Origin of the sequence: Stenotrophomonas sp. WZN-1, from assembly GCF_002192255.1 — a bacterium.
Classification (GTDB): Bacteria; Pseudomonadota; Gammaproteobacteria; order Xanthomonadales; family Xanthomonadaceae; genus Stenotrophomonas.
The window spans coordinates 2,059,977-2,077,930 of sequence record NZ_CP021768.1; the positions used below are offsets into that span (position 1 = coordinate 2,059,977).

Sequence of the window (17,954 nt, forward strand, 5' to 3'; positions counted from 1 at the left end):
CGCTACAACGACACGGCGCGTGCGATCGTCGACGCTGGCGGATCGGCACGCAGGCCGAACAGAGGTCGCAGCCAGCGCGAGCGCCGGATCAGCAGTTCGTGGATCAGCAGGCAGCCACCGACGGTACCGGCCAGCAGCAGGGCCGGTTCCATCCACGGGCCCAACTGCAGTGGCTTGAGCCAGAACAACAGCACGATGATCAGGCTCTGGTGCAGCATGTACCAGGGATAGATGGCCTCGGTGCAGTACGGCAGCCAGCGGAACGGGCGATCGAGGAAGACCTTTCCCCAGCCCAGGATGGCCAGCAGTGCGGTCCATACGTAAAGCGACTGGCTGGTCCGGACCTGCAGGTCCCAGAACGGTTCGGGCCATTGCCGCAGGGGGGAGTCGGCCGCCAGCACCTGGCCAAGGATGCGCAGGCCCATGTACCAGCCGACCGCAGCCAGTGCCAGCCACAGCGTGGTGCGGCGCAAGGCCACCACCCGTTCCCAGAACAGTGGCTCGCGACCCAGCAGGTAGCCGGCCAGGAATACCGTGGCGTACTTCGCGTGCTGGTACCAATCGCCGAGCAGCGCATTGGTGGACGGATAGATCGGCTCCAGCCAGATCACCCAGACCAGCAACAGGGCGAACGGAATGCCGATCAGCAGCGCGGGCGAGGCCGCAACGCGTGCCATCGCGCCGCGCACGGCTGTCGTTCCCAGCAATGGCATCAGCAGGGCCAGCGCCAGGGTGTAGTTCCACAGATAGGCCAGGTACCACAGGTGGTTCCAGGTGATGCCGTACTGCCAGCCGGCGAAGCTGCCTTCCGGCCACGGCCGCACCTGCCAGTAGCGCAGCAGGAAGTGGCCGAATCCGGGTGCCACATGGCCGTTGGCCACGCCCTCGCAGTACGGCTGGATCGGTACGATCACGAACATGCCGAACAGCAGGGGCAACAACAGCTTCCAGGTACGCAGGCCGGCGAAGCGCAGCAACCTGCCTTCGGGCCGCATCAGTGCGATGGCGATGCCCGAGATCAGGAACAGCAGTGACATCCGCCAGCGATTGACGAACACCATCGGCCACTGCAGCCATTCGGCGGTGTGCACGCTCTTGAGGTGGAAGCCCCAGTCGTCCACATAGACCATGGCGGTGTGGTAGAGGATCAGCAGGGCGAAGGCGAACACGCGCAGGGCGTCGATGTCGTGGCGTCGGGTCATGGGGGTGGTGTGCCGGAGAGTCGAGCCAAGGTGACGCCGCCCGGTCCGTGCAGCGACCGCCAAGGGGCCGCCGGAACCCGCGCAGTGACCAATGGCGGGGGTGATGGGACCAATGGAGCCGCTACCCTCGGTCCCTTGAGGCAGGCTGGAGCACCGCAACGACATGGATGCAGCAATGACCCAGGGCCGACCACCGCGCTGGCGCACGTCAACCCGGCTGCTGGCATGGGCGGCCATCCTGTCCGCTTCAGCAGTGAGCAATGCGCTGGTGGAAGTGATGGATGCGGGCCGGCGCGGCGCCGATCTCGGCCTGTGGGAACCGATGATCTGGGAGTTCAGCAGCCTTTGCCTGGTCCTGATGACCCTGCCGTTGCTGTGGTGGGGCTGCGAGCGCTGGCCGCTGCATGCCGATACCTGGAAGCAGCGGTTGCCGCTGTATCTGCTGGCCAGCGTCGGCTGGTCGCTGCTGCACGTGGTGGGGATGCTGCTGCTGCGGCACCTGGCCTATGGAGCGCTGGGCTATCGGTACCAGGACGATGCCGGCTGGCTGGAGCGTTTTGCGTACGAATATCTGAAGGATGTACGCACGTTCGCGATGTTCGTGGCGCTGGAGCACTTTGCCAGCTGGTTCGGGCGGCGCAGGCAGGGCGAGGCGAGCCTGCTGGCCGAGCCCGATGTCGGCCCGCCGGTGGAGCCAGTCGAGCGCCCCCAGCACTTCCTGGTGCGCAAGCTGGGCAAGGAGTTCCTGGTCACCACCGCCGACGTGGAGTACGCCCAGGCCGCGGGGAACTACGTGAACCTGCGGGTACGCGGCCACGACTACCCGCTGCGGATCACCATGGCGGTGCTGGAGCAGCGGCTGGACCCGGGCGTGTTCCTGCGCCCGCACCGCAGCTGGCTGATCCACCGGGGCCAGCTGCGCTCGATCGAGCCGCTGGACGGCGGCGAGGCCCTGCTGCACATGGCCGACGGGGCCAAAGTGCCCTGCAGCCGGCGCCAGCTGCCGCTGCTGCGGCAGGCGCTGGGGGCAGGGTGAGGCCCTCATTCCGGGCACCCGCGGCCTGCGGTATCATTACCAGTCATCTTTTGAATGCATAACCGCCGACATGATCGAACTGAATCCTGTCCGCCAGCGCATCACCGATCTGACCGATCGCGTGCTGTCGCTTCGGGGGTATCTTTGACTACGACGCCAAGAAAGAGCGTCTTGAAGAAGTAACGCGGGAGCTGGAAAGCCCCGATGTCTGGAACAACGCCGAATACGCCCAGAACCTGGGCCGCGAGCGTTCCAGCCTGGAAAAGACCGTTGGCGGCATCGCCTCGGTGCTCGATGGCCTGAGCGACGCCACCGAACTGCTGGAGCTGGCCGAGTCCGAGCAGGACGAGGACACCGCACTGGCGGTGGTCGCCGACCTGGACAAGCACCAGGCACACGTGGAGAAGCTGGAATTCCAGCGCATGTTCTCCGGCGAGATGGACAATGCGGCCGCGTTCGTCGACATCCAGGCCGGTGCCGGTGGCACCGAAGCCCAGGACTGGGCCGAGATCCTGCTGCGCATGTACCTGCGCTGGTGCGAGTCGCGCGGCTGGAAGACCGAACTGATGGAAGTGTCCGGCGGCGACGTCGCCGGCATCAAGTCGGCCACGCTGCGCGTGGAAGGCGACTATGCCTACGGCTGGCTGAAGACCGAGACCGGCGTGCACCGCCTGGTGCGCAAGTCGCCGTTCGACTCGGACAATCGCCGCCACACCAGCTTCACCTCGGTGTTCGTGTCGCCGGAAATCGATGACAACATCGACATCACCATCAACCCGGCTGACCTGCGTACCGACGTGTACCGTTCGTCCGGTGCCGGTGGCCAGCACGTGAACAAGACCGAGTCGGCGGTGCGTATCACCCACATCCCGACCAACATCGTCGTGGCCTGCCAGACCGGCCGCAGCCAGCACCAGAACCGCGACAACGCGATGAAGATGCTGGCCGCCAAGCTGTACGAGCTGGAGATCCAGAAGCGCAACGCCGAGAAGGACGCGGTGGAAGCCACCAAGTCCGACATCGGCTGGGGCAGCCAGATCCGCAACTACGTGCTCGACCAGAGCCGCATCAAGGACCTGCGTACCGGCATCGAACGCTCGGATACGCAGAAGGTGCTCGACGGCGACCTGGACGAGTTCGTCGAGGCCAGCCTGAAGGCCGGCCTGGCCGTGGGCTCCAAGCGCGTCGATGCCTGATCGACGCGCCTGCGCGGATATCATCGCTCTCCGTGATGGGGGGCGATGATGCGCAGCGAAAGTGAACGCAAGGAACTGGGTGGCTTCCTCAAGGCATGCCGCGCCCGTGTCGACCCCGCCACGCTCGGCCTCCCGGCCGGGCGCCGTCGTACCCCGGGGCTGAAGCGCGAGGAAGTCGCGCTGGCGATCGGGGTCAGCGTCAGCTGGTACACCTGGATCGAGCAGGGCCGCGAAGTGCGCGCTTCTCCCGAGGTACTGGAGCGGCTGGCGCAGGTGCTGCGCATGAGCGACGACGAACGCGCCTATGCGTTCGCGCTGTCCGGCTACGGCGTGCCGCTGGAATCACCGGACGAGAGCGTGACCGACGGCCTGCGCCAGCTGGTCGAAGCAATGCAGCCGATCCCGGCCTATGTGCGCAACACCCGTTTCGACATCCTGGCCTGGAACCCGGCCATCGCCGACCTGTTCGTGGACTACAGCCAGCTGGCGCCGCATGAGCGCAACACGTTGCGGCTGATGTTCCTTTACCCGCCATACCGCACACTGATCCTCAACTGGGAAGAAATGACCCGCGGCCTGCTGGCAGGCTTCCGCGCGGCGATGGCGCAGGCGCCGGACAAGGCCCCGTTCCTGGCGTTGGTGGAAGACATCGCCGCGCACAGCGAGGAGTTCCGCCAGTGGTGGCCGGAGCACGACGTGCGCCGGTTCGACGAAGGTGCGAAGAAGCTGAACCATCCCACGCGCGGGTTGCTGGACCTGCAGTACGTGGCGTTGGTGCCGGAGAGTCGGCACGATCTTTCCCTGGTGACCTACCTGCCGCGGAAGTAGGGGGTGTTCGGCAGGGCTTGCAGCCCTGCACCTGCTTCAAGCCGAAGCAACGGCAACAGCAACAGCGAGCTATCCGTAGGTTGGCGGGGCGGTGTCGGAGTGCGGGGACGCCGTAAACCCGTCCCTGGGGGCTTGGCAGCCGCATCCATGCGGCTGACACCCCGCACTCCGACACCGCCCCACCTCTGACAATTTCCCGCGCGGTCTGTTGTAGAGCCGAGCCGATGCTCGGCTGTTTTTCGTTCCAGTTTCGAAACAGTCGATTCCGATGGAGATTCATCCACGCATGGCGTGGATGTCGTACAGATCGCGGGAAATTGTCGAAGGCGGGGTGGGTCCGGTTGCGGGGGCGTGAGCGCCATGGATGGCGCGACCGAGGCTACATGGATGTATTCACGCCGTACCCCGCAACCGGACCCACCCCGCCATCCCGCGGAATGCACGCTGTTGCCGTTGCCTTGGTTTGAAGCCTCTGCGGGTGCAGGGCGCAGCCCTGCCGATAACCCCATTCAGGCAGGTAAGTGCAGGTCACAGGATAAGCAGACGCCTTGTTGCCTCCGCCAATCGGGTCCACATTCCTGTGCAGGAGACGGGCCGCCGCCCGTTGTCGAGACAACAGGAGCCCTGCATGTCCGCTGCCCCCACCACCGCTATTTCCCGCGATCCGGCCACAGGCCTGCAGATCGCCAGCCATCCCTTCGCCACCGATGCCGAGCTGGATGCGATCCTCGATCGCGGCCAGGCCGGTTTCGCTGCCTGGAGCGCCAGCAGCCTCGAACAGCGGGCGCAGGTGTTGCGCGCGATGGCGGGCGTACTGCGCAGTGACCGCGAGAAGCTGGCCGCGCTGGCCACCGCCGAGATGGGCAAGGTGCAGGCCGAATCGCTGGCCGAGATCGAGAAGTGCGCCGTGCTGTGCGACTGGTACGCAGACAACGGTGCGCAGTTCCTGCGCGACGAACCCACCCAGGTGCCCGACGACAAGGCTTACGTGTCCTACCTGCCGCTGGGCGTGGTGCTGGGCATCATGCCGTGGAATTTCCCGTACTGGCAGGTGATGCGCGCGGCGGTGCCGATCCTGATGGGCGGCAACGGCTTCCTGCTGAAACCGGCCGAGAACATCGTCGGCACCGCGCAGCTGCTCGACGCCGCCTGGCGCGATGCTGGTCTGCCGGAAGGCACCTTCATCGCCGCCAACATCAGCCGCGACGGCACCAGCCGTGCGATCGCCGATGACCGCATCGCGGCCGTCACCCTGACCGGCAGTGTAGCCGCAGGCCGCAGCATCGCCGCCCAGGCCGGGCAGGCGCTGAAGAAGGTGGTACTGGAACTGGGCGGCTCGGACCCGTTCATCGTGCTGGCCGACGCCGACCTCGATGCTGCGGTCGACGCCGCTGTGGCCTCGCGTTTCCAGAACACCGGGCAGGTCTGCATTGCCGGCAAGCGCATCATCGTTGAAGACGCGGTGTACGACCGCTTCGTGGCGCAGTTCTGCCAGAAGGTGCAGGCGCTGACCATCGGTAATGGTCGTGAAGCGGGCAACCGAATCGGCCCGATGGCGCGCCAAGACCTGCTGGAACAGCTGGATGCGCAGGTGCGCGCTTCGGTGGAGGCCGGTGCGCAGTTGCTGGTCGGTGGCCACCAGCTGGACCGCCCGGGTGCGTTCTATGCGCCCACCGTGCTGGCCGGCGTGGAACCGGGCATGCAGGCCTTCGATACCGAGACCTTCGGGCCGGTGGCCTCGATCAGCCGGGCCCGCGACGCCGACCATGCGGTGGAGCTGGCCAACCAGAGCGAATTCGGCCTCAGCGGCAACCTGTGGACCGGCGACCGCGCGCGGGCCATGCAGCTGGCGCGCCGGCTGCAGACCGGCGGCGTGTTCGTCAACGGCTTCTCCGCCTCGGATCCGCGCGTGCCGATCGGTGGCGTGAAGAAGAGCGGCTTCGGTCGCGAGCTCTCGCACTTCGGCATCCGTGAGTTCGTCAACGCGCAGACGGTGTGGTTCGACAAGCGTTGACGCGCAGCTTCCATCCTTCCTGCAACGATCCACCATCAGTCCAGCGAAAAGGACGGCATTCCAATGTCCAAGGGTTCAGACCTGCTCGTCGCCGCACTTGAGAACGAAGGCGTCGAGCGTATTTTCGGCATCCCCGGCGAAGAGAACCTCGATGTGGTCGAGTCGCTCCGCCATTCCAGCATCGAGCTGGTCATCACCCGCCACGAACAGGCGGCGGTGTTCATGGCGGCCACCTATGGCCGCCTGACGGGGAAGCCCGGTGTATGCCTGGCCACGCTCGGCCCGGGTGCGCTCAACTTCACCACCGGCGCGGCCTATGCGCTGCTGGGTGCATGGCCGGTGATCATGATCACTGGCCAGAAGGGCATCGTCGCCAGCAAGCAGGCGCGTTTCCAGATCGTCGACATCGTCGGCACGATGAAGCCGTTGACCAAGCAGGCACGGCAGATCGTCTCGGCGCGCACCATTCCGACCATCGTCCGCGAGGCGTTCCGTGTCGCCCAGGAAGAGCGCCCGGGCCCGGTGTTGCTGGAGCTGCCCGAAGACATCGCGGCCGATGAGGTCGAGGGCGTAGCGCTGATTCCGCCGCACGCGGTGGACCGGCCCATTGCCAGCCCGGAGGCGCTGGCTCGGGCGGCAGAGATCATCCGCAATGCCAAGCGGCCGTTGCTGATGATCGCTTCGGCGGCCTCGCGGCCGCAGTCCAGCGACGCGCTGTCGGCGTTCGTGCTGCGCGCCGGCATCCCGTTCTTCACAACGCAGATGGGCAAGGGCGCGGTGGCCGGTGGTTCGGGCCTGTACATGGGCACCGCGGCGTTGACCGAGCGCGACTACGTGCATATGGCGATCGACCAGGCCGACGTGATCGTGACCATCGGCCACGAGGTCACCGAGAAACCGCCGTTCGTGATGCGCCCGGGTGGGCCGACCGTGATCCATATCGGCTATTCGCAGGCGGCGGTGGAGCAGGTGTACTTCCCGCAGGTGGAAGTGATCGGTGACATCGGCCGTTCGCTGACCCAGCTTGCCGACCTCATCGAGGGCGCGGTGCCCAATGCCGCAGCGCTGCTGCCGCTGCGCGCGACCATCCTCGAGCACCTGGCCGACCGGGCCGAAGAGGCCGGGTTCACCCCGCAGCGGCTGGTGCACGACGTGCGCCAGGTGATGCCGCCGGATGGCATCGTGGCGCTGGACAACGGCATGTACAAGATCTGGTTCGCGCGCAACTACCGCACTCAGGTGGCCAATACGCTGCTGCTGGACAACGCGCTGGCGACGATGGGCGCTGGCCTTCCGTCGGCGATCATGGCCTCGATCCTGTATCCGCAGCGGCGGGTGCTGGCGGTCTGTGGCGATGGCGGATTCATGATGAACAGCCAGGAGCTGGAGACCGCGCGCCGGCTGGGCCTGAACCTGGTGGTACTGATCCTCAACGACGGCGCCTACGGGATGATCCGCTGGAAGCAGGCGGTGGATGGTTTCACCGACTACGGCATGACCTTCAGCAACCCGGATTTCGTGAAGTATGCGGAGGCCTACGGCTGCAGGGGGCACGAGGTGACGGCGATCGAGCAGTTCATCCCGACGCTGGAGGCGGCCTTCAACGAGGGCGGGGTGCACCTGGTGTCGGTACCGATCGATTACTCGGAAAACCAGCGGGTGCTGGTGGATGAGCTGCGGCAGGCGTTCCCCGGGAACAGGTGAGACCGGAGCAGGGCCGGCCGGTTCGCCCGTTAGGTGTCGACCTTGGTCGACACGCAGAGCGCCACCAAGGTTGGCGGCTACCGGGCCGGGGGCCGGGGGCCGGGGCGGGGCGGTTTTGGTATGCTGGGCAACCGGCTGCGCCGGGCGCAGCATCCCCCCTCACTACACGATTCCCGCAGATCCATGAGCGAAGCTACCGATACCCCCCCCGTCGACGAAAACAAGTTGATCGCCGAGCGCCGTGAGAAACTCAAAGCGCTGCGTGGGCAGGGCATCGCGTACCCGAACGACTTCCGTCGCGAGGACTTCGCCGGCCGCCTGCAGGAAGAATTCGCCGACGCGGAACAGTGGACCGCCGAGGCCCTGGAAGGCAACGGCCGCCAGGTGAAGATGGCGGGCCGCCTGATGGCCAAGCGCATCATGGGCAAGGCCAGCTTCGCGCAGATCCAGGACGAGTCCGGCCGCATCCAGCTGTTCCTGCAGGGTGCGGCGCTGGGCGATGCCTACACTGCCTTCAAGGGCTGGGACGTGGGCGACATCATCGCCGTCGAAGGCGGCCTGACCCGAACCAAGACCGGCGAACTGTCGGTCAAGGCCGAATCGATCCGCCTGCTGACCAAGTCGCTGCGCCCGTTGCCGGACAAGTGGCATGGCCTGGCCGACGTCGAGCAGCGTTACCGCCAGCGTTACGTCGACCTGATCGTGACCCCGGAGTCGCGCGCGGTGTTCATCAAGCGCTCGAAGATCATCCGCGCCATGCGCGCGTGGCTGGACAACCGCGACTTCCTGGAAGTCGAGACGCCGATGATGCATTACATCCCCGGCGGCGCGGCGGCCAAGCCGTTCACCACCCACCACAATGCGCTGGACCTGGACCTCTACCTGCGCGTGGCGCCGGAGCTGTACCTCAAGCGCTTGACCGTGGGTGGCCTGGAGCGCGTGTACGAGATCAACCGCAACTTCCGCAACGAAGGCGTCAGCACCCGCCACAACCCGGAATTCACCATGATGGAGCTGTACGAGGCCTATGCCACGTACAACGAGATCATGGACCTGACCGAAGGCGTGATCCGTGACGTGGCCACGACGGTCAACGGCAGCACCGAGGTGGAGTGGGATGGCGCGAAGATCGACCTGGGCCCGGCGTTCCGCCGCTGGCGCATGGACGAGGCGGTCCGTCACCACAACCCGGAAATCTCCGCCGCCGACTGCACCGACCGAGATGCGCTGCTGCGCCATTGCGAGCGCTTGAATATCCGCGTCAAGCCGTCCTATGGCTGGGGCAAGCTGCTGCTGGAGATCTTCGAGGCCACTGTCGAGCACACCCTGATCCAGCCGACCTTCATCACCGATCACCCGGTGGAGGTCTCGCCGCTGGCCCGTGCCAACGACAACGATCCGGGCTACACCGACCGCTTCGAGCTGTTCGTCAATGGCAAGGAGCTGGCCAATGGCTTCTCCGAGCTGAACGATCCGGAAGACCAGGCCCAGCGCTTCCAGGCCCAGGTGGCCGCGAAGGAGGGGGGGGACGACGAGGCCATGCATTACGATGCCGACTACATCCGTGCGCTGGAGTACGGCATGGCCCCGACCGGCGGCCTGGGCATCGGTGTCGATCGCCTGGTGATGCTGCTGACCGGCAGCAGCTCGATCCGTGACGTGCTGCTGTTCCCGTACATGCGTCCGGAGCAGTAAGTCGTCTTTTTGACTCCTGATTGTGCGCGCCGTCCCGAAACGAGACGGCGCGATTGACGCCTCTCGCACTCGGCGTATCGTTATTGCACTACCTTGACGCCTGTTGTGGCTTGATCGGCGGCAGGGGGAGTGCACAGTGTGGAGAGCCCGCTTCACAATGTGATGACGATCATGAACCGGGACGCATGACACGGGAGTCAGGCCGATGCAGGGTGCGAGCGTTCGCAGCGGCAGAGTATCCTCGCCTGCTGATGATCCAGCATGGTCGAGAAACCAGGCAGAGTACGCGTTGAACATCGTCATTGTTGACGACCAGACTTCCGCCCGGACGATGCTGCGTCACGTCATCGAGGACATCGCGCCGGAACTGAGCGTGTATGACTTCGGCGATCCGCTGACCGCATTGGCGTGGTGCGAAGCGCATCCGGTCGACCTGCTGCTACTCGATTACCGCATGCCCGAGATGGACGGGCTGGAATTCGCCCGCCGTTTCCGTCGCCTGCCGAAGCACCGCGACATTCCGGTGATCCTGATCACCGTGGTCGGCGACGAGCCGATCCGGCAGGCCGCGCTGGAAGCGGGTGTCATCGACTTCCTGGTCAAGCCGATCCGCCCGCGCGAACTACGTGCGCGCTGCTACAACCTGTTGCAGCTGCGGCAGCAGACCGAGAACGTGAAGCAGCGGGCGTTGTCGCTGGAACAGCGCCTGCTGGCCAGCATGCATGAAGTCGAAGAGCGGGAGCGCGAGACGCTGTCGCGGCTGGCGCGTGCGATCGAGTTCCGTGATGCCGGCACCAGCGCCTACCTGGAACGCATGGCGCGCGTGGCCGGCCTGATCGCCGACCAGCTCGGGCTGCCCGAAGAGGAAGTGCGCCTGATCGAGATGGCCGCGCCGCTGCACGACATGGGCAAGATCGCTATCCCCGATGCGGTGCTGCTCAAACAGGGCAAGCTCAACGAGGAGGAGCTGGCGATCATGCGCCGGCACCCGCGCATTGGCCATGAACTGCTGAGCGGCAGCCAGAATCGCTTCATCCAGGTTGGCGCGTTGATCGCACTGCGTCATCATGAGCGCTATGACGGCAGTGGCTATCCCGATGGGCTGGTCGGCGACGCGATTCCGCTGGAAGCGCGCATCGTGGCCGTTGCTGATGTCTTCGACGCCCTGATATCCCCCCGTCCGTACAAGGAAGCATGGACCATGGAAGCCACCCTGGCTTATCTCTACGCCCAGCGTGGCCGCCTGTTCGACCCCCGATGCGTGGACGCGCTGCTGCGCGGCCGTGAACAGCTGGACCAGATCTGCGCCGAGCATTCGATGGCGTCCGCGCGCCCGGGGCTGGGCGCGTGAAACGGCTGTTGTCGCAGCTGCGGCTGCGCCTGTCCCAGCGCCAGGACAGTGAGCACGGCCAGCAGATCGTCCGCATTGTCCTGATCAGCCTGATCCTGGCCTACGTGCTGTTGCCGGCGCCACGCCACGATCTGCCGCACACGCAGTACGTGGGCGTGCTGGCGATCGTGCTGACCGGCCTGAGCCTGTCGCTGCTGCTGTTCGGTTGGCTGCTGTGGCGGCCGGCACGTTCCGATCCACGCCGCGTGCTGGGCATGCTGGCCGACTATGGCCTGATTGCTGCCGGCATGGTGCAGATGGGTGAGCCGCTGGCCTGGGTCTACATCGTGGTGATGTGGGTGACGGTCGGCAACGGCATGCGCTTTGGCAACCACTACCTGTACGTGGCGGTGGCCATGGCGATGGTGAGCTTCGGATGCACCGTGCTGCTGACCCCGTACTGGCAGCAGAACTTCCGCCTGGCCATCGGCCTCTGGCTCGGCCTGGCCGCGGTGCCGCTGTACTTCTCGACGCTGCTGCGGCAGTTGACCGAAGCGATGGCCGAGGCGCGTCGCGCCAGCGAGGCCAAGAGTCGTTTCCTGGCCAACATGAGCCATGAGTTCCGCACGCCGTTGAACGGTCTCAACGGCATGACCGAAGTGCTGGCGACCACGCGCCTGGACGACGAGCAACGCGAGTGCCTCAACACCATCCAGGCGTCATCGCGCAGCCTGCTGGCGCTGGTGGAGGAAGTGCTGGACATCTCGGCCATCGAAGCCGGCAAGCTGCGCGTGGTGGCTGAAGATTTCGCCGTGACCGATGTGATCCAGGCGATCGGGCTGATCCTGCTGCCGCAGGCGAAGGCCAAACGGCTGGACTACCGGGTGAAGGTCGCCGACGGCGTGCCGCCACGCGTACGCGGCGATGTCGGGCACCTGCGCCAGATCCTGCTGAACCTGGCCGGCAATGCGATCAAGTTCACCGACCATGGCCGGGTCGAGATCCGTGTTGGCGTCGTCCAGGCGGACACCAATGGCGCGGTGCGGCTGCGCTTCGACATCCTCGATACCGGCATCGGCGTGGCGCCGGCCATGCGTGCACGGCTGTTCGACGCCTTCGAGCAGGCTGACGTCAGCATGGCGCGCCGCCACGAAGGCACCGGCCTGGGCACGACCATCGCCAAGGGCCTGGTCGAGGCCATGGACGGCGACATCGGCTATCTGGAAAACCTGCCGCGCGGCAGCCACTTCTGGGTCGAACTGCCCTTCGCGCCGCCGCAGCCGCTGGTGCCGGGCGCGGTGCCGAGCCTGACCGGCGACGAAGACGTGGGGCCGGGCGGCAACGTGATCGCCTTTGCCGATCCGTTCCTGCGCCATCGCGCCCGCGTGCGAAGCATGCAGATCCTGGTGGCCGACGACCACGAAGCCAACCGCATGGTCCTGCAGCGCCTGCTGCAGAAGGCCGGCCACCGCGTGCTGTGCGTGGATGGCGGTGAGGCGGTGCTGGATGCACTGGCCGACAGCGAGTTCGACGCGGTCATCGTCGATCTGCACATGCCGGGCATGAGCGGGCTGGACATGCTCAAGGAGCTGCGGGTCATGCAGGCCGGCGGTGGCCCGCGCACACCGGTGCTGGTGCTCAGCGCCGATGTCACGCCCGAGGCGATCCAGCGCTGCACCCAGGCCGGTGCGCATGCCTTCCTGGCCAAGCCCGTGGTGGCGGTACGCCTGCTCGATACCCTGGCCGAGATCGCCAACAACGCCCAGTTGAAGACCATGGCCGCGCCGGTGGTGCGGCCGGCAGCGCTGCAGGATGGGGTGCTCGACAGCAGTGTGCTGGACGAACTGGCCTCGCTGGGCATGGGCGAGGGCTTCGAGCGCGAGTTCATCCGCCAGTGCCTGGAGGATGTGGCGGGCTGCATGGGCAAGGCCGAGCAGGCCGGCGAGGCTGCGCGCTGGGATGCGTTCCGTGAACAGTCCCATGCGATCAAGGGCGTGGCCAGCAATCTTGGCCTGATGCGCGCGTCGAACCGTGCCGGTGAGCTGATGCGGATGGCCGACTGGCAGCTCAAGACCGAATGGCGTCCGCGCCTGGACATCCTGCAGGACGCGATCAAGGAAGGCCGGCGCGCGCTGGAGGCACGGGCCGAACGCCGCGTGCGTGGTGCTGCTGATGATGGTGAGGCGCGCTGAACGGTGGAGGGGCTCCTAAAAAAAGCCCGGTGGCCAACCGGGCTTGAACCCATCCTGGGGGAGGGATGAATCAGGCCGCGTCGAGACTGGCGCGACGGGTCTGGGCCTTGATCAGGCGATCCATGGTACGCAGCGAGCGTTCGCCCAGAGCCAGGGCGGAATCGACCCATACCTTGGTGATCTCCAACAGTTCGTCGTAGCTGACAGGCTGGGCAATGCTGCGTGCGGCGTTCATCGCCAGGTAGGACTGCGGGGTGCGCTGCTGCTGGCGGATCAGTTCCTCGACCGCCGCGCGGCCTTCGCCCTTCTTCACCAGCACGTCGACCACGCCCATGGCATGCATTTCCTCGGCGCTGTAGACCCGGCCGTCGAGGATGATCTTCTCTGCCAGGTGGGGAGACACGCGCCGGCACAGGAAGGAGTACGCCCCCATGCCCGGGAACAGGCCGAACAGAACCTCGGGCAGGCCGAGGCCGCTGCCTTCCTCGGCGACGATGGTGTGGCAGGCCAGTGCCATTTCCAGGCCACCGCCGAGGGCGTCGCCCTGGATGAGGGCGATCGAACGGACATCGCCGCCGAACCCGGTATGCAGGTGGTGCACGCCCTCCACGCAGCGCTGGGCGTAGTTCAGCAGGAGATCGCGGTTGCCTTCGCGGATCAGGCGGGTGAACAGGTCCAGGTCGCCCCCCAGGTTGTAGGCGACGGCGTCGGAGGCCAGCACGAAATGGCGCAGGGTACCGCTGTGGCGCTCGGCAGGGCGGCGGGTGATGGCCGCCATGTAGCTCCACATCTCGTCGAGCATGTCCTTGCGGCAGCAGGGACGGATGCCGGTGGCGGCGTCGGCATGCATGAACAGCCAGTGGGCAGCGCCGTCGGCACTGTCTTCGGTACGGATGGTGGCAAAAGGTGAGCCGCTTGAGGGCAGCTTTTCGATGGTACTCATGGAAGGGTCCTCGGCATGCGGCCCGCAGCGTCAGGTGGGTGGCCGGCGGGCCGAACGGTCCACACACGCGGCGATGCTACACCGGCTCAGGGGCGTCGCATGCGAAAGGGCCCGGGACGTTTCCGCCCCGGGCCCTGCACTGTCCAGATTGCCGAAAACCCTTACTGGGCGGGCGTATCGCGGAGTTCGCGACGGAGAATCTTGCCGACATTGGTCTTCGGCAGTTCCTTTCGGAATTCAACGATTTTGGGGTGCTTGTAGCCGGTCAGGTTGGCCCGGGCATGCTCCTTGACCATTTCGGCGGTCAGGTTCGGGTCCTTCTTCACGATGACCACCTTCACCACTTCGCCGGACTTTTCGTCCGGCACGCCGACTGCGGCCACTTCCAGCACGCCCGGCATCATCGCGATCACGTCTTCGACTTCATTCGGGTACACGTTGAAGCCGGATACCAGGATCATGTCCTTCTTGCGGTCGACGATGTAGAAGAAGCCCTGCTCGTCCATCTTCGCCATGTCGCCGGTATGCAGCCAGCCGTCGGCGTCGATGGTCTTCGCGGTTTCCTCCGGGCGCTGCCAGTAGCCCTTCATCACCTGCGGGCCCTTGATGCAGAGTTCGCCGACCTCGCCCAGCGGCAGGATGGCGCTGTTGTCGTCCTTGATGCAGGCATCGGTGGAGGGGATCGGCAGGCCGATCGAACCGTTGTACTCGGTCAGGGTGAGCGGGTTGATGCAGGCTGCCGGCGAGGTCTCGGTCAGGCCGTAGGCCTCGACCAGGGTCACGCCGGTGACTTTCTTCCAGCGCTCGGCCACGGCGCGCTGCACGGCCATGCCGCCGCCCAGGGTGACCTTCAGCGACGAGAAGTCAACCGTGTCGAAACCGGGGGTGTTGAGCAGGCCGTTGAACAGCGTGTTGACGCCGGTGATGGCGGTGAAGGGTACCGACTTGAGTTCCTTGACGAAGCCCTTCATGTCGCGCGGGTTGGTGATCAGGTGGTTGCAGCCACCGAACTTCATGAAGACCAGGCCGTTCGCCGTCAGTGCGAAGATGTGGTACAGCGGCAGGGCGGTGATGATCCACTCCTTGCCCATCTCGATGCCCGACGCACTGATCCAGGCCGAGGCCTGCTGCATGTTGGCGATCAGGTTGCGGTTGGTCAGCATCGCCCCCTTGGCCACGCCGGTGGTGCCGCCGGTGTACTGCAGGAACGCAATGTCGTCGTGGTCGATCTCGACCTTGGGCAGGCTGTGGCGGCTGCCGAGCTTGAGCGCCTGGCGGAAGCGCACGGCGCCCTTGAGATGGTAGTTGGGCACCATCTTCTTGATGTACTTCAGCACGAAGTTGACGATCACGCCCTTGGTGCCGAGCAGGTCGCCCAGGCCGGTGGTGATCACATGCTTGACCGGCGTATCGGCGATGACCTGCTCGACGGTGTCGCCGAAATTGTCGACCACCACCAGCGCGGTCACGCCGGCATCGACCAGCTGGTGCTTGAGTTCGCGGGCGGTGTACAGCGGATTGACGTTGACCACGGTCAGGCCGGCGCGCAGCACGCCGAAGGTGGCCACCGGGTACTGCAGGCAGTTGGGCATCATCAGGGCGACGCGGTCACCCTTCTTGAGCTTGAGCTCACCCAGCAGGTAGGCCGCAAACTGTTCGACCAGCGCGTCGGTCTCGCCATAGGTGAGCACCTTGCCGAAGCTGGAGTAGGCGGGACGGTCGCGGAATTTCGCGACGGAAGCGTCGAAGACCGAAGCTACCGAATGGAACTCGTTGACGTCGATCTCGGCGGGAACGCCTTTCGGATAGCTCTGCAGCCAGGGACGATCCAGACTCATATTCCCCCTCCAGGAATCGTGATGTATTAGGTTCCGGCCCTGAGCGTATCGACAACGGCCGGTCATTGCAGCATACCCCGCCGTAGGGAAAACGCGAAGAGGCCCCGAAGGGCCTCTTTGCTTGGTGGTGCCGGCCGCTGGCCGGCATCTGCGCTCGATCGGGATTCCGGTGGATGCCGGCCAACGGCCGGCACTACCGTGGCGCCAAGCGGGCCGCCTGCGTCAGCCCTGCTTGCGCACCGGTGCGCCGTTGGCCTTGTAGTAGGGCGCGGTGCTGCGGGCCAGCGGGGTACGGCCGCGGATCACGTCGGCCAGCTTCTCGGCCATCATGATGGTCGGCGCGTTGAGGTTGCCGGTCACCACCTGCGGCATGATCGAGGCATCGACGATGCGCAGGCCTTCCAGCCCGTGCACGCGGCCCTGGCCGTCGACCACGGCCATCGGGTCATCGGCGTGGCCCATCTTGTTCGAGCACGACGGGTGGTAGGCGGTCTCGGCATGCTCGCGCACGAACGCATCGATCTGCGCGTCGGTCTGCAGCGCGCTGCCCGGCGAGATCTCGCGGCCGCTGTACGGCGCCAGTGCCGGCTGCGCGAAGATCTCGCGGGTGATGCGGATCGCCGCGCGGAACTCGCGCCAGTCCTGGTCGTGCGACATGTAGTTGAACAGGATGCTCGGATGTTCGCGCGGGTCCTTCGAGCGCACATGGATGCGGCCGCGGCTGGGCGAGCGCATCGAGCCGACGTGCATCTGGAAGCTGTGCGCCTTGATCGGGTTGGAGCCGTTGTAATTGATCGCCACCGGCAGGAAGTGGTACTGCAGGTTCGGCCAGTCGAACTCGGCGTCGCTGCGGATGAAGCCACCGGCCTCGAACTGGTTGCTGGCGCCGATGCCGGTGCCCAGGAACAGCCATTCCGCGCCGATTGCCGGCTGGTTGTACAGCTTCAATGCCGGCGCCAGCGACACCGGCTTCTTGCACTCGTACTGCAGGTACATTTCGAGGTGATCCTGCAGGTTGGCACCGACGCCCGGCAGGTGGTGCACCAGGTCGATGTCCAGGCTGCGCAGCAGGTCGGCCGGGCCGACGCCCGAGCGCTGCAGGATCTGCGGCGAGGCGATGGCGCCGCCGCACAGCAGCACTTCGCGGCGGGCGGTGGCGCGCTGCGGCTGGTCGTTGTGCAGCCACTGCACGCCCACCGCGCGCTTGCCAGAGAACAGGATGCGGTCGGTCAGCGCGTGGGTGACGATGGTCAGGTTCGGGCGCGGCTTGGCCAGGTCCAGGTAGCCGCGGGCGGTGCTGGAGCGACGGCCCTTCGGGGTCACCGTGCGGTCCATCGGGCCGAAGCCTTCCTGCTGGTAGCCGTTGAGGTCGTCGGTGCGCGGGTAGCCGGCCTGCACGCCGGCTTCGACCATCGCAGCGAACAGCTCGTTGTTGCCGGCCTTCGGCGTGGTCACGCGCAACGGGCCGTCGCCACCGTGGTAGTCATTGGGGCCGATGTCGCGGGTTTCCGCCTTTCGGAAGTACGGCAGGCAGTCCAGGTAGGTCCAGTCTTCCAGGCCCGGCATGCTGGCCCAGTTGTCATAGTCCATCGCGTTGCCGCGGATGTAGCACATGCCGTTGATCAGCGACGAGCCGCCCAGGCCCTTGCCGCGGCCGCAGTCCATGCGGCGGTTGTTCATGAAGGGCTCGGGATCGGTCTTGTACGCCCAGTTGTAGCGCTTGCCCTGCAGCGGGAAGGCCAGTGCCGCCGGCATCTGGGTACGGAAGTCGAGCCGGTAGTCCGGGCCACCGGCTTCCAGCAGCAGCACGCTGACATCGGCATCTTCGGTGAGGCGGGTGGCCAGCACGTTGCCGGCCGAACCGGCGCCGATGATGATGTAGTCGTACTCGTTATGGGTGCTCATGGGTGTCTCCTGCAGGCCGGGGCGCGCTGCATGCAGGCGTCCCGGCGGAATGTCGGATCGGCGCGGTGGCC

The 17,954-nt window shown here is 66.2% G+C and carries 12 protein-coding genes; 8 read left to right on the top strand and 4 right to left on the bottom strand.

Annotation, left to right across the window (positions count from 1 at the left end; all coding sequences use genetic code 11):
- Positions 1-2 precede the first annotated feature (2 nt).
- Positions 3-1,202, bottom strand: coding sequence for an acyltransferase family protein (locus tag CCR98_RS09755; RefSeq protein ID WP_087922439.1), 1,200 nt, complete (start codon positions 1,200-1,202; stop codon positions 3-5).
- 175 nt (positions 1,203-1,377) lie between these two features.
- Here CCR98_RS09755 and CCR98_RS09760 point away from each other — a divergent pair, with 175 nt between their 5' ends.
- The 8 genes from CCR98_RS09760 (at position 1,378) to CCR98_RS09795 (ending at position 13,197) form a co-directional block, all read left to right on the top strand.
- Positions 1,378-2,238: a LytTR family DNA-binding domain-containing protein gene (locus CCR98_RS09760; RefSeq protein ID WP_087922440.1), complete on the top strand. Its 861-nt coding sequence runs from the start codon at positions 1,378-1,380 to the stop codon at positions 2,236-2,238.
- Positions 2,239-2,308: 70 nt separating this feature from the next.
- A protein-coding gene (prfB, locus tag CCR98_RS09765; RefSeq protein ID WP_157721524.1) for a peptide chain release factor 2 occupies positions 2,309-3,434 on the top strand; the annotation gives its coding sequence in 2 pieces (ribosomal slippage) (positions 2,309-2,383 and positions 2,385-3,434; 1,125 coding nt in all).
- 45 nt (positions 3,435-3,479) lie between these two features.
- Positions 3,480-4,262, top strand: coding sequence for a helix-turn-helix transcriptional regulator (locus CCR98_RS09770; protein WP_019661470.1), 783 nt, complete (start codon positions 3,480-3,482; stop codon positions 4,260-4,262).
- 628 nt (positions 4,263-4,890) lie between these two features.
- The gene (locus CCR98_RS09775) at positions 4,891-6,276 is read left to right on the top strand and encodes an NAD-dependent succinate-semialdehyde dehydrogenase (RefSeq protein WP_087922441.1); all 1,386 of its coding nucleotides are present in this window, start codon (positions 4,891-4,893) and stop codon (positions 6,274-6,276) included.
- Between the two features lie 63 nt (positions 6,277-6,339).
- Entirely contained in the window at positions 6,340-7,980 is a 1,641-nt protein-coding gene (locus CCR98_RS09780; RefSeq protein WP_087922442.1) for an acetolactate synthase large subunit, read from the top strand.
- A gap of 183 nt (positions 7,981-8,163) precedes the next feature.
- Entirely contained in the window at positions 8,164-9,675 is a 1,512-nt protein-coding gene (lysS, locus tag CCR98_RS09785) for a lysine--tRNA ligase (RefSeq protein ID WP_087922443.1), read from the top strand.
- Between the two features lie 205 nt (positions 9,676-9,880).
- Entirely contained in the window at positions 9,881-11,026 is a 1,146-nt protein-coding gene (locus CCR98_RS09790; RefSeq protein ID WP_087922444.1) for a two-component system response regulator, read from the top strand.
- On the top strand, positions 11,023-13,197 hold the full coding sequence (locus tag CCR98_RS09795; protein ID WP_087922445.1) for a response regulator: 2,175 nt from the start codon (positions 11,023-11,025) through the stop codon (positions 13,195-13,197). The genes CCR98_RS09790 and CCR98_RS09795 overlap by 4 nt, the downstream gene beginning before the upstream one ends.
- A 70-nt stretch (positions 13,198-13,267) precedes the next feature.
- Here the strand turns inward: CCR98_RS09795 and CCR98_RS09800 are convergent, their stop codons facing one another.
- From CCR98_RS09800 to betA, 3 genes are all read right to left on the bottom strand, one after another.
- Positions 13,268-14,140 (bottom strand): crotonase/enoyl-CoA hydratase family protein, encoded by an 873-nt coding sequence (locus CCR98_RS09800; protein WP_087922446.1) that lies wholly within the window; start codon positions 14,138-14,140, stop codon positions 13,268-13,270.
- A gap of 161 nt (positions 14,141-14,301) precedes the next feature.
- Complete coding sequence (locus CCR98_RS09805; RefSeq protein ID WP_087922447.1) at positions 14,302-15,978, bottom strand: long-chain fatty acid--CoA ligase; 1,677 nt, start codon at positions 15,976-15,978, stop codon at positions 14,302-14,304.
- Positions 15,979-16,200: 222 nt separating this feature from the next.
- Complete coding sequence (gene betA, locus CCR98_RS09810) at positions 16,201-17,883, bottom strand: choline dehydrogenase (RefSeq protein ID WP_049429885.1); 1,683 nt, start codon at positions 17,881-17,883, stop codon at positions 16,201-16,203.
- Positions 17,884-17,954 lie beyond the last annotated feature (71 nt).